The sequence below is a fragment of the Billgrantia hypersalina genome (assembly GCF_052584175.1).
In genome coordinates, this window is the sequence record NZ_JBMIQI010000008.1 from 56,876 (window position 1) to 69,568 (window position 12,693).

The 12,693-nt window shown below is 65.0% G+C and carries 14 protein-coding genes; 12 read left to right on the forward strand and 2 right to left on the reverse strand.

The annotated features are described in order from the left end of the window. The first annotated feature begins 27 nt into the window (after window positions 1–27). The 7 genes from napE (at window position 28) to ACOJCM_RS05650 (ending at window position 5,125) form a co-directional block, all read left to right on the forward strand. The gene (napE, locus tag ACOJCM_RS05620) at window positions 28–231 is read left to right on the forward strand and encodes a periplasmic nitrate reductase, NapE protein (RefSeq protein WP_445211083.1); all 204 of its coding nucleotides are present in this window, start codon (window positions 28–30) and stop codon (window positions 229–231) included. Window positions 232–312: 81 nt separating this feature from the next. Beyond that, window positions 313–834: a ferredoxin-type protein NapF gene (gene napF / locus ACOJCM_RS05625; protein WP_445211084.1), complete on the forward strand. Its 522-nt coding sequence runs from the start codon at window positions 313–315 to the stop codon at window positions 832–834. Next, complete coding sequence (locus tag ACOJCM_RS05630; RefSeq protein WP_445211085.1) at window positions 831–1,127, forward strand: chaperone NapD; 297 nt, start codon at window positions 831–833, stop codon at window positions 1,125–1,127. The genes napF and ACOJCM_RS05630 overlap by 4 nt, the downstream gene beginning before the upstream one ends. Further along, complete coding sequence (napA, locus tag ACOJCM_RS05635) at window positions 1,108–3,603, forward strand: nitrate reductase catalytic subunit NapA (protein WP_445211086.1); 2,496 nt, start codon at window positions 1,108–1,110, stop codon at window positions 3,601–3,603. Before ACOJCM_RS05630 ends, napA begins: the two co-directional genes overlap by 20 nt. 12 nt (window positions 3,604–3,615) lie before the next feature. Further along, window positions 3,616–4,074, forward strand: a complete 459-nt coding sequence (locus ACOJCM_RS05640) for a nitrate reductase cytochrome c-type subunit (protein WP_445211087.1) — start codon at window positions 3,616–3,618, stop codon at window positions 4,072–4,074. Between the two features lie 10 nt (window positions 4,075–4,084). Further along, window positions 4,085–4,687, forward strand: a complete 603-nt coding sequence (locus tag ACOJCM_RS05645) for a NapC/NirT family cytochrome c (protein ID WP_445211088.1) — start codon at window positions 4,085–4,087, stop codon at window positions 4,685–4,687. A gap of 27 nt (window positions 4,688–4,714) precedes the next feature. Continuing rightward, a complete protein-coding gene (locus ACOJCM_RS05650) occupies window positions 4,715–5,125 on the forward strand; it encodes a hypothetical protein (protein ID WP_445211089.1) in 411 nt (136 codons plus the stop codon). A gap of 22 nt (window positions 5,126–5,147) precedes the next feature. Here the strand turns inward: ACOJCM_RS05650 and ACOJCM_RS05655 are convergent, their stop codons facing one another. Next, window positions 5,148–6,104: an AEC family transporter gene (locus ACOJCM_RS05655; RefSeq protein ID WP_445211090.1), complete on the reverse strand. Its 957-nt coding sequence runs from the start codon at window positions 6,102–6,104 to the stop codon at window positions 5,148–5,150. Between the two features lie 6 nt (window positions 6,105–6,110). Then, entirely contained in the window at window positions 6,111–6,896 is a 786-nt protein-coding gene (locus tag ACOJCM_RS05660; RefSeq protein WP_445211091.1) for an IclR family transcriptional regulator domain-containing protein, read from the reverse strand. Between the two features lie 151 nt (window positions 6,897–7,047). On the opposite strand from ACOJCM_RS05660, the gene ACOJCM_RS05665 reads away from it, so the two are divergent. From ACOJCM_RS05665 to ACOJCM_RS05685, 5 genes are all read left to right on the forward strand, one after another. After that, on the forward strand, window positions 7,048–8,388 hold the full coding sequence (locus tag ACOJCM_RS05665; protein ID WP_445211092.1) for a class-II fumarase/aspartase family protein: 1,341 nt from the start codon (window positions 7,048–7,050) through the stop codon (window positions 8,386–8,388). A gap of 175 nt (window positions 8,389–8,563) precedes the next feature. Then, a complete protein-coding gene (locus ACOJCM_RS05670) occupies window positions 8,564–9,394 on the forward strand; it encodes a CoA transferase subunit A (protein ID WP_445211093.1) in 831 nt (276 codons plus the stop codon). Then, the gene (locus tag ACOJCM_RS05675; RefSeq protein ID WP_445211094.1) at window positions 9,394–10,167 is read left to right on the forward strand and encodes a CoA-transferase subunit beta; all 774 of its coding nucleotides are present in this window, start codon (window positions 9,394–9,396) and stop codon (window positions 10,165–10,167) included. The genes ACOJCM_RS05670 and ACOJCM_RS05675 overlap by 1 nt, the downstream gene beginning before the upstream one ends. 10 nt (window positions 10,168–10,177) lie before the next feature. Continuing rightward, on the forward strand, window positions 10,178–11,395 hold the full coding sequence (pcaF, locus tag ACOJCM_RS05680) for a 3-oxoadipyl-CoA thiolase (RefSeq protein WP_445211095.1): 1,218 nt from the start codon (window positions 10,178–10,180) through the stop codon (window positions 11,393–11,395). Window positions 11,396–11,411: 16 nt separating this feature from the next. Beyond that, the gene (locus ACOJCM_RS05685; RefSeq protein ID WP_445211096.1) at window positions 11,412–12,611 is read left to right on the forward strand and encodes an alpha/beta fold hydrolase; all 1,200 of its coding nucleotides are present in this window, start codon (window positions 11,412–11,414) and stop codon (window positions 12,609–12,611) included. The last annotated feature ends 82 nt before the right edge of the window (window positions 12,612–12,693 follow it).

Sequence of the window (12,693 nt, forward strand, 5' to 3'; positions counted from 1 at the left end):
CAAGACGTCTCGCTCTGGTGCCGATTTATGCAAAGTACGATCGACAAGCCAAGCCGCAAACGCAAGCCGCAAACGCCCGAGGAGAAGCAGCAGAAGAAACATGAGCTGCTGGTCTTTCTGTTTCTCGCCGGCATCCTGTTCCCTATCCTTGCCGTCCTGGTGGTTTCTGGATATGGCTTCGCCGTGTGGATTTTTCAGATACTTACCGGCCCGCCTGGCCCACCCGGCTAGCGCATGATTCCCAGGCCAGGCGAGATGAAAAAAGAAAAACCGTGAAATAAAAATGCCATAACAAGACCGTGGAGAAGCAAAATGGGAGTGGACCCCTCGCGGCGCGCCTTGCTGAAAGGGCGGCTGGAATATTCCCCTGTGCTGCGGCCGCCCTGGGCTCGTGACGAGCCGGACCTCCTGCAAAATTGCACTCAATGCGGCGACTGTTTCCAGGCCTGCGAGACCGGCATCATCGTGCCCGATGCGGCCGGATTTCCACAGATTGATTTCCAACGTGGCGAGTGCACGTTCTGCCGTGCCTGTATCGAGGCCTGCGAAGAAAGTGTCTTTTACGCTCCTCGCGACGCAGCGCCCTGGCAGCAGGTCGCTGCGATCGATCAGGCGTGCCTGGGGCCTCAGGGCGTCTATTGCCGCAGCTGTGGCGAGAGCTGTGAAGCCGGTGCGATTCGCTTTGCGTTCAATGCCCAGCGAGTGCCGGAACCGACTATCGATACCGAGGCATGCAGCGGTTGCGGAGCCTGCGTGTCGGTATGCCCCACCCAGGCGGTAGCGGTAGCCCCGCCGAGATCGAGATACTCAACCAGCCTTCAGGAAGGGACATGAACGCTCAAGTGCACATCTCGAGCCTGGTCGTGCAGCTGCAGCCGGAGCGCATCGCCGAGGTCAGGCAGCACTGTCAGGCCCACCCGGGTGTCGAGGTACACGCCACGGATCCGTGCGGCAAGATGGTACTGGTCATGGAAACAGGGGGGCATCGGGAGATCGTGGAATTCATCGAGGGGCTGCAGCAAGCGCCCGGCGTGTTGTCGGTGGGGCTGGTTTACCACCATGCGGAGAGCGCCGATGAATTGGACAGGGAAATGGAGGAGACAAGCCATGACGCTGACACGGCGTGATTTCATCAAGAGTACCGCGGTGGCGACCGCAGCCTCGGCGGCCGGCATGACGACCACGGCACAGGCGCAGAACGTGGTCACCGATGCCAGCCAAGCCCAGCTGAAGTGGTCGAAGGCGCCGTGCCGGTTCTGTGGCGTGGGCTGCGGGGTCAACGTGGCAACGCGAGACAATCAGGTGGTGGCCACGCATGCCGACATCAACTCGCCGGTCAACCGTGGCGTCAACTGCATCAAGGGCTACTTCCTGTCCAAGATCATGTACGGCGAGGACCGCCTTACCCAGCCGCTGCTGCGCAAGACCAACGGCGAGTACGACAAGGAGGGCGAGTTCACCCCGGTAAGCTGGGACGAGGCCTTCGACGTCATGGCCGACAAGTACAAGGCGGTGCTACGCGAGAAGGGCCCGCAGGGCATCGGCATGTTCGGCTCGGGCCAGTGGACGGTGTGGGAGGGCTACGCGGCCAACAAGCTGATGAAGGCCGGCTTCCGCTCCAACCACATCGATCCGAACGCGCGCCACTGCATGGCCTCCGCTGTGTTCGGCTTCATGCGCACTTTCGGCATGGACGAACCGATGGGCTGCTACGACGACATCGAGGCGGCTGATGCCTTCGTGCTGTGGGGCTCCAACATGGCCGAAATGCACCCCATCCTGTGGACCCGGGTCACCGACCGTCGGCTCTCGGCGCCGCACGTGCAGGTGGCGGTGCTGTCGACCTTCGAGCACCGCTCCTTCGAGCTGGCGGACTTGCCGATGGTGTTTACCCCCCAGGCCGACCTGGCGATCCTCAACTACATCCAGCGCTACATCATCGAGAACGACCGGGTGAACTGGGACTTCGTCGAGAGACACGTGCGCTTCATGGAGGGCAACGTCAACATCGGCTACGGGCTGCGCCCCGAGCACCGCCTGGAGCTGGCCGCCGAGAATGCCGCGGAGAGTGCGGGCGCCCGCGACATCGACTTCGAACGCTACCGGGAATTCCTGCAGCAGTACGACGCTGATACCGTCAGTGAACTCTCCGGCGTGCCCAAGCGGCAGCTCGACCAACTGGCCGAGCTCTACGCCGACCCCGATACTCGGGTGATGTCGTTCTGGACCATGGGCTTCAACCAGCACACCCGCGGGGTCTGGGCGAACAACATGATCTACAACATCCACCTTCTCACCGGGAAGATCTCAACGCCCGGCAACAGCCCCTTCTCGCTGACCGGGCAGCCTTCGGCGTGCGGTACCGCACGTGAGGTCGGCACCTTCTCGCATCGTCTGCCGGCCGACATGGTCGTGACCAACGAATACCATCGCCGCTTCGCCGAGGAGGTATGGAAGGTACCCGAGGGTACTATCCAGGGGCAGCCCGGTGCCCATGCCGTGCTGCAGAACCGCATGCTCAAGGACGGCGACATCAACGTCTACTGGGTTCAGTGCAACAACAACGTCCAGGCGGCGGCCAACCTGGTCGAGGAGACCTACCCCGGTTACCGCAACCCCGACAACTTCATCGTCGTTTCCGACGCCTACCCCACCGTGACCGCCGAGCTGGCCGACCTGATCCTGCCCGCGGCGATGTGGGTCGAGAAGGAGGGCGCCTACGGCAACGCCGAACGGCGCACCCAGTTCTGGCACCAGCTGGTCCAGGCGCCGGGGGAGGCGCGCTCCGACCTGTGGCAGATGATGGAGTTTTCCAAGCGCTTCCAGATCGAGGAGGTTTGGCCGGAGGAAATGCTCGAGGCCAATCCGGACTACCGCGGCAAGTCGCTCTATGACGTCCTGTTCCGCAACGGCCAGGTAGACGCCTTCGGCCTCGACGAGCTCGACGAGGAGTACGCCAACGACGAGGCCCATCACTTCGGCTTCTACGTGCAGAAGGGGCTGTTCGAAGAGTATGCCCAGTTCACCCGGGGCAAGGCCCACGACCTGGCGCCGTTCGAGGTTTACCATCAGGAGCGCGGCCTGCGCTGGCCGGTAGTCGATGGGCAGGAGACGCGCTGGCGCTACAACGGCGAGTACGACTCTTACGTGGAGAAGGGTCGCGATTTCCAATTTTATGGCCATCAGGATGGCCGCGCAGTGATCTACGCCGTGCCCTACGAGGCACCCGCGGAATCGCCTGACGAGGAATACCCGCTGTGGCTGGTCACCGGCCGGGTGCTCGAGCATTGGCACTCCGGCTCGATGACGCGGCGCGTGCCCGAACTGCATCGTGCCTTCCCCCAAGCGGTGGTTTATGTGCATCCCCAAGATGCTCGCGACCTCGGTGTGCGTCGCGGCAGCGAGATTCGCATCATCAGCCCCCGCGGGGAGATGCGCTCGCGGGTCGAAACGCGAGGACGTAACCGCATGCCCCGGGGCCTGGTGTATGTGCCCTGGTTCGATGCGAGCCAGCTGATCAACAAGCTGACGCTGGATGCCACCGATCCCATCTCCAAGCAGACGGACTTCAAGAAGTGCGCCTGCCGGATCGAACGGGTCTAGGGGGGAAAGACGATGCGAACCATAGCCACCGCTATCGCCATCCTGGGCATCAGCCTGGGAGTGCTCGCCCAGGAAGGCGAACTCGATGCACTACGCGGCCACGTGCCGCTGCTCGAGGAGCGCACACCCGAGCCGCTCTACGACGTCGAGAACAACGACCTGCGGCGGGCCCGCGCCTATCCCATGCAGCCGCCAACCATCCCGCACAAGATCGACAACTACCAGGTCGATCTCAACGCCAACCGCTGCATGAGCTGCCATAGCCGGCAGCGGGTCGGGGCCACGCAGGCGCCGATGATCAGCGTGACTCACTACATGGACCGCGACGGCAACTTCCTCGCCGAGCTATCGCCGCGTCGCTACTTCTGCGACCAGTGCCACGTGCCGCAGACGGACGCGCCGCTGGCGGTCGAGAACCGTTTCGTCGATATCGCTGAAATTCTCCGCGAGCGGCGCGGAACGCAAGAGTGAGGGCCGCTGAATGATAAAACGTATCAAGCATGTGTTGGCCGTCTTCTGGCGAGTCTTCAACTCGCCCAGTGGCTACTTCAGCCTGGGGTTTCTCACCGTGGGGGGCTTCATTGGCGGGGTGCTGTTCTGGGGCGGTTTCAACACCGCCATGGAAGCGACCAATACCGAGCAGTTCTGCATCAGTTGCCACGAGATGCGGGCCAACGTGTACGAAGAAATCCAGCCGACGATCCACTTTACCAATCGCTCGGGGGTGCGCGCGGTCTGCTCGGACTGCCACGTGCCGCACAACTGGACCGACAAGATTGCGCGCAAGATGCAGGCCTCGAAGGAGGTGTGGGGCAAGATCTTCGGCACCATCAACACTCGCGAAAAATTTCTCGACCATCGCCTGGAGATGGCCTCCCGCGAGTGGCGCCGTTTCGAGGCCAACGATTCGCTGGAGTGTCGTAACTGCCACGACGAGGTTGCCATGGACTTCACCCGGCAGAGTTCCCGTGCGGCGGAAGCCCACCGGCGGGGCCTGATCAATGGCGATGATACCTGCATTACCTGCCACAAGGGCATTGCCCACGAGCTGCCGGACATGGCCGGTGTCGAAGGATGGGAATGAGCGGCATGAGCCGCAGGAGGTAAGGACATGCGCTATCGCAAGGAAGTGACGAGCGTAATCGCCGTGCTGTTGTTGGGGGCCTCCTCGACGGTCGTCGGGCAGGACGCGTCTCCCCCGCCAAGCAGCAGCTCCGCCGGCCAGGGCTCGTCGGGGGGCGAGGCGACGATTGGCACGGTGCCCGAACGCGAGGACGATCTCGGCACAGCGCGAGACGAACCGGAGCGGGATATGCTTGGCACCGGAGCCGCTGGCGAGCCGGTATCGGGAGACGGCACTGGACAGGACTCCATGCCGCCGGAAGGGCAAGCCGCAGACTCCCCTGATCGCGCCGGGACGTCAGTCGATGACATTCGGGCGCATGAAGATCCCGGCCTCGACGAACCCCGCCAGCCGATACGGCCGGGGCAGATGGAGCAGGAAGTCGAGAGGCAGGAGTGATAACTCCTCAGCGGGAGGGAGGCTAGCGAGCCGGCAGCAAGCCGGTGAGATCCATCAGCCAGAGACCCAGGCTCAAGGTGGCGAAAGCCGCCAGGGTGGCGACCATCAGCGCGGCAGCGCTGACGCCGGCCATGCCATAGCGCTGGCCTAGCAACGGGTAGATGCTGATCATCGGCGCGCAGGCGAACAGCAGTGCGCCAGCCATCATATGCGGTTCGACCTGCGGCATGATCAGCAGCAGACCGAGCACGGCAAGCGGATGAAAGATCAGCTTGCCTACGACGATTTGGCCCACGTCTCCCAGCATGCCCCGCACGCGAAGACCGAACAGTGTGCCGCCGATGACGAACAGCGCTGCCGGGCCGGCAGCGTTGGCCAGCATCTCGATGACCTTCGCCAAGGGGCGGGGCAGGGTCGTCTCCGTGATGGCCAGCGCCAGTCCAACTGCCAGGCCGACCAGTACCGGATTGCGGACCAAGCGAAGGAAGGTCTTGCGCGCCACGCTGACGATGCCGGTTCCGCTCTGGCGCCCGACTTCGGCCAGGATCAGCGCCGCGGGTATGATGAGCAGGTTCTCGATCATCATGTTCAGTGCCATATAGACGGCGGCGGGTGAGCTGCCGATTGCCATGGCCGCAACGGGATAGCCGATGAAGCCGCTGTTGGAAGCGGACATCCCCAGTGCATGCATGGCCCCTTCGCTGAGTGCCTTGCGCTGGATCCCCAGGGTCAACAGCAGGGCCAAGCCGAAGATGCTCACCGAGCCAAGGCCGTAGGCCAGCAGGTAGGAGGTCTGAAGCACTTCGTCGAGGGGTGTCTGGGTCAGGGCCCGAATCACCAGCGCTGGCAAGGCGAAGTAGAGCACGAAGGAGGCCACGCCCTGCACCTGCTCCTTGTTCAGCAGCCGAGCCGCCAGCGCCAGGTAGCCGGCGCCGATCAACAGGAAGATCGGCGTAGTAATGGTGAGGATTTCCAGCATGCGGCCTCAGCTGACGGTGGCGCGAATCTCGCGAGCCTTCTGCTGTAGCAGCGGCAGGTGTTCCTTCATCAAGGTGTCCAGATCCACGCGCGCGGCATTGGTGCTGATGTTGATGGCACCGAGCAGCTTGCCGTTGGCATCGAAGGCCGGCACGGCCAGCGAGCGCAGCCCCGAATCCAGCTCCTGGTCGGCGATGGCGTAGCCCTGCTGGCGAACCTTGAGGATGCACTGCTTGAGTGCCTTCTTGTCGGTCACGGTCTTGTCGGTGTAACGCTCGAGCGTCACCCGGTCGAGGTAGGCGTCCAGCTCGGCATCGGAGAGCTGGGCCAGCAGGGCGCGGCCCATCGAGGTATGGCCGGCCGGCAGGCGGGTGCCGACGGAGAGCGTGATGGCCATCAAGCGGTGGCGCGACGAGGAGCGCGCCACATAGATGACGTCGTCGCCATCGAGGACGCCAAGGGAGGAGGATTCGCCGCTCTCGGCGGTAATGTCCTCCAGCACCTGCTGGATCACGCTACGATAGTTGTTGGCGGAGAGAAACGCGTAGCCGAGCTGCAGTACCCGCGGGGCCAGCTCGAAGTTGCGGCCTTGCTTGCGCACGTAGCCCAGCGCATGCAACGTGAGCAGGAAGCGCCGAGCGCGGGCACGGTTCATGCCGGTACGGCTGGCGACCTCGCTCAATGTCATGCGCGAGTGCGTCTCGTCGAAGGCCAGGATGACTTCCAGGCCGCTGGCCAGGGCGGTGACGAAATCGCGATCGTCAGGGCTGAGAACCTCTTCCTCGGGTGTCATTTCTCTTCCGTCATTGCCTTTGATGTATTGCTCCATCGGAGCCCTTCAATCTAGCATAATGTTCGTTTTGCGAACACATGTACGACTATGGGCTAAGCCAGGGTCGAGCCCGAGCTTGAGCATGAGCGAGCCATTCAGAGGAGAGCATGATATGCCTGACGCCCTGCTTCGGCATCCCTTCATGAGCCAGACGGCATGGGGAGAGTGCCATGACCGAGCCTTGGTTCAGGCCATGCTCGCCTTCGAGCTGGCGCTGGCCGAGGTACAGGAACGCCAAGGGGCGCTGCCGGCCGGTACCCACCGAGCCATGTGTGAGCGTCTCGAGACGCATGCATTCGATCTCGATGCCATGGCGGCGGGTGTGGCCAGCGGTGGCAACGCGGCGATCCCCTTCGTCAAGCAGGGGCGGGCGGCGCTGCCGGACGAACTCAAGCGCTACTGGCACATGGGCGCGACCAGCCAGGACGTGATCGACTCGGCACTGATGCTACTGCTCAAGCCGCGCCTGGCTGCGCTGGATGCCCTGCTGGCGCGTTGTCGCCTGGCTGCGATCGGGCTGATGCGCGCCCATGAACAGACGGTGATGGTGGGCCGCACGCTGATGCAGCAGGCGCTGCCGATCACCTTCGCCGTCAAGGTGGCGCACTGGGCCATCGGCCTGGAGCAGGCCCGCCGCCGCCTGGCCGCTACCGAGTTGCCCGTGCAGTTCGGCGGCGCCGTGGGCGTGCACTCCGGCTGGGATGCGCTGGGCCTCGACCTCATGGACGCCCTGGCGAAGCGCCTCGGCCTGAGTGCCCCTGTCCTTCCCTGGCACACCGACCGCCAGCCGATCCATGCCCTGGGCACGGCACTGGATGCCGCAGCCGGGGCGGCCGAGAAGCTGGCACTCGATATCGCTCTGCTGAGCCAGACCGAGGTCGGCGAGGTAGCCGAACCGGCAGCCCCGGGCATGGGGGAGTCCTCCTCCATGCCGCACAAGCGCAACCCGGTGCGCTGCGCCATGATCCGCAGCGCGGCACGGCAGGTACACGGCCATGCCACGGTGCTGCTCAATGCCGCCGCCCAGCCGCTGGAGCGCGGGCTGGGAGAGTGGCACGCCGAGTGGACGCCGCTGCTCGACAGCGTCCTGCTGCTTGAAGGCGCCCTGGAACAGGCTGCCGTGCTGCTCGAAGGGTTGGAAGTGAACCCCGAGGCGATGCGCCGTAACCTGGCGGCCACCGGCGGTGGCATCATGGCCGAGCCGGTGTCGCGCCTGCTGGCGCCGGTACTGGGTCAGGACGCGGCCAAGCGCATCAGCGCTGAAGCCGCCGAGACGGCACGCCTCCAGGGGAACAGCTATGCCGAGGCCCTCGCAGCGCATCCCGAGGTGCGTGCCACTATGCAGGGCAAGCTGGAGCCGGATGCCCTGCGTCAGGCAACGGATCCCGCCTTATACCTTGGTAGTAGTAAAGCTCAGGTGCGGCGAGCCATCGACTGGCTTCAGCAGGGGTGAGTCGCTGAAAAATCATGCGGTTGCACAACCCAAGCGAGGGGAGGTCTGGCCTCCCCTCGTGCATTTTCGGCTATGGGGAATTTGACGATGTTAGGGCATGGGAGTAACTTGTTCGCATCACAAATCAAAGTTCGCTATTCGAACTTATTTGAGAATACCCGCCAGGAGGACGATCATGGCCGAGTTCCTGAGCCTGCATGACGCGGTGGCACGCTATGTCGAAGACGGCGCTACCGTGGCCATGGAAGGCTTCACCCACTTGATTCCTTTCGCCGCCGGTCACGAAGTGATTCGCCAGCGCAAGCGCGATCTGACGCTCATCCGCATGACCCCCGACCTGGTCTACGACCAGATGATCGGCGCCGGTTGCGCGAAGAAGGTGATCTTCTCCTGGGGCGGCAACCCCGGCGTGGGCTCGCTGCACAGGCTCCGCGATGCGGTAGAAAAGGGCTGGCCGCACAAGGTCGAGATCCTCGAGCACAGCCACGCCGCCATGGCCTGCGCCTTCGAAGCGGGGGCCGCCGGCCTGCCGCTGGCCGTGCTGCGCGGCTATGTCGGCAGCGAGCTGCCGAGCGTCAACGACCAGATCAAGTTCATCGAGTGCCCGTTCACCGGCGAGCGCCTGGCCGCGGTGCCCTCGGTGCGCCCGGACGTCTCCATCGTCCACGCGCAGAAGGCCGACCGCGCCGGCAACGTGCTGGTGGAAGGCATCGTGGGTGTACAGAAGGAAGCCGTGCTGGCGGCGAAGAAGAGCATCGTCACCGTCGAGGAGATCGTCGACGACTTGACCGCCGAGGCCGACTATCACCCCAACGCCTGCATCATTCCCGGCTGGGCGGTCAGCGCCATCGCCGTGGCCGAAAAGGGCTCGCTGCCCTCCTATGCCCACGGTTACTACCCACGCAACAACGCCTTCTACAAGGAGTGGGATGCCATCGCCCGCGACCGCGACACGTTCACTCGGTGGATCGAAGAGAACGTCATGAATGCAGGGGGGAACGCCTGATGAGCCTCGACTACACCTCAGCGGAAATGATGAGCGTCACCGCGGCACGCGCGCTCGAGAACGGCATGACCTGCTTCGTCGGTATCGGCCTGCCTTCCGAGGCGGCCAACCTGGCGCGCCTGACCCACGCCCCCGAGGTGGTGCTGATCTACGAATCCGGCACCCTGCAGACCAAGCCCGAGGTGCTGCCGCTCTCCATCGGCGACGGCGAACTCTGCGAATCGGCGTTGACCACCGTCTCGGTGCCCGAGATGTTTCGCTACTGGCTGCAAGGCGGCAAGGTCGACGTGGGCTTCCTGGGTACCGCCCAGATCGACCGCTTCGCCAACCTCAACACCACGCTGATCGGCGACTACCATGATCCCAAGGTGCGCCTGCCGGGTGGCGGCGGGGCGCCGGAGATCGCCACCAACGCCGGCGAGGTCTTCATCACCCTGAAGCACTCCAAGCGCGCCTTCGTCAAGGACGTGGATTTCGTCACCACCCTGGGCTTCGGCCGCGACGGCAAGGGCCGCGACGGCGTGCCCAACATCGGCCGCGGGCCGACCCGAGTGATCACCGACCTGTGCGTGATGAAGCCCGATCCCGTAACGAAAGAGCTGGTGGTCGTGTCGCTGCACCCGAACGTCACCCGCGAGGACGTGATCGAGGCCACCGGCTGGGAGGTTCGCTTCGCCGATGCGCTCGAGACCACGCCCGAGCCCAGCGCCCGTGAACTCGAGGTGCTGCGGGAACTGAAAGCCAGGACCGAGCGCAAGCACGCCGGCGAGTGAGGAGAACGAAATGAACGACGTTTACCTGTGTCATCCGGTGCGTTCGGCCATCGGCAAGTTCGGCGGCACGCTGGCCAGTATGCGCCCCGACGATCTCGCCGCACGCATCTTCGAGGCGCTGCTGGCCCGGGCGCCGGATCTCGACCCGGCCGCCATCGACGACGTGATCATGGGCTGCGCCAACCAGGCCGGCGAGGACAACCGCAACGTGGCGCGCATGTCGCTGCTGCTCGCGGGCCTGCCGACCAGTGTGCCAGGCACCACCATCAACCGCCTATGCGGTTCTAGCATGGACGCCATCGGCACCGCGGCGCGCGCCGTGCGGGCCGGCGAGGCCGAGCTGATGATCGCCGGCGGCGTGGAGTCGATGTCGCGTGCGCCCTACGTGTTGAGCAAGGCCGATACGGCCTACTCGCGCAGCCAGACGATGGAGGACACCACCATCGGCTGGCGCTTCATCAATCCACTGCTCAAGAAGCAGTACGGCGTCGACTCGATGCCCGAGACCGCCGAGAACGTTGCCGAGCAGTTCAATATCTCCCGCGAGGACCAGGATCGGTTCGCCTACGACTCGCAGTTGAAGACCAAGCGAGCCCAGGAGAGCGGCCGCCTGGCGCGCGAGATCGTCCCGGTGGAAATTCCGCGTCGCAAGCAGGAGCCGCTGGTCTTCGATACCGACGAGCACCCTCGCGAAACCACCCTGGAGAAGCTTGCCAGCCTACCCACGCCGTTCCGCGCCGCCGGCTCCAGCGTGATGGGCTCGGTCACGGCGGGTAACGCCTCCGGCGTCAACGACGGTGCGGCGGCGGTGATCGTCGCCAGCGAAGCCGCGGTGAAGCGCTACAATCTGACCCCCATGGCACGCATTCACGGCATGGCCACCGCCGGTGTCGAGCCGCGCATCATGGGCATCGGCCCGGTACCGGCCTCGCAGAAGCTGCTGAAGCGGCTCGGCATGAGCGTGGACCAACTCGACCATATCGAGCTCAACGAGGCGTTTGCCGCCCAGGCGCTGGCCTGCCTGCGCGAGCTGGGCATCGCCGACGACGACCCGCGGGTCAACCCCAACGGCGGCGCTATCGCCCTGGGCCATCCGCTGGGCATGTCCGGCGCGCGCATCGTCACCAGTGCCATGCACGAGCTGCAGCTGGCGGGCGGCCGCTATGCGCTCTGCACCATGTGCATCGGCGTGGGGCAGGGGATCGCGACGGTAATCGAGAGGGTATAACCACAGGAGTGGAACCATGGCATTTCTGACGATTGACGGCCGTAGCGTCGCCTATCGCCTGCTCGGCCCCGAGGCGCTGCCGCTGGTGGTGCTGGCGCATCCGCTGGGCATGACCCAGGCGGTGTGGGACGACCTGCTGCCGGCGCTGCTGCCGCGCTACCGCATACTGACCTGGGACCTGCCCGGCCACGGCGCCAGCCAGGCCTGGCCCGAGGATGGCGGCGAGATCACTCCGGCGGCGCTGGCTCACGAGGCGCTGGCGCTGGTCGAGCAGGCCGGCGTGTCGCGCTTCCACTTCGTCGGGACCTCCATCGGCGGCGTGGTCGGCCAGCACCTCATTGCCGAGCATGCCGAGCGGCTCTATTCCGCCACCTTGACCAACACCGGCGCGGTGATCGGCAACAGCGATCTGTGGACCACCCGTGCCGGCCGCGTGCGCGACGAAGGGCTGGCGGCGATCTCCGGCGATATCGTGCCGCGCTGGTTTTCCGCCCAGCGGCTGGCGGCCGAGCCTGCCCTGGAGGCCGGCTGGCGTACCCAGATGGCGCGCACCGATGGCGAATCCTACGCCCGGCTGTGCGAGATGCTCGGCCGCACCGACTTCCGCGGCAAGTTGAAAGCGTCACTCACCCAGCACGCTGGCGTGGGCGTGCATCTGCTCGGTGGCAGCGAGGACGTCGCCACGCCGCCCGAGACCCTGCAGGCACTGGCTAATGAATGCAACGGCGCACCGCTGGAGATCCTCGAGGGCTTTGCTCATGTGCCTTCGGTGGAAGACCCTGGCGCCATGGCCAAGCGGCTGTTGCTGTGGATGGCAAGCGACCGTAGCAACGTAGGCGAGCGCGGCGTGAGCTATGCCGAGGGTCTCGAGACCCGCAAGCAGGTCCTCGGCGAGGCGCACGTGGTGCGTTCCACCGAGAACGCCAACAGCCTCGATGCCCCCTTCCAGCAGATGATCACCCGGCTGGCCTGGGGCGAGCTGTGGAGCAACGACGACCTCACCCGACGCGAACGCAGCCTGATCACCACCGGCATTCTCGCCGCGCTGGGGCGCGAGGAGCTCACGCTGCACCTCAAGACCGCCAAGCGCATCGGCCTCTCCGAAGCCGAGCTGCGCCAGGTGCTGATGCACGTGGCGATCTACGCTGGCGTACCGGCGGCCAATCACGCATTTGCGTTGGCCAAAGAGCTGGGCTGGGGCGGGGAGAAAAGCTGATTCGCTGCGGTGCTCGACGGAAGGGGCAAGACGCGACTTTCGTTAGGGTGCTAATTGAGCATGCCCATGGCATGATTCCGAA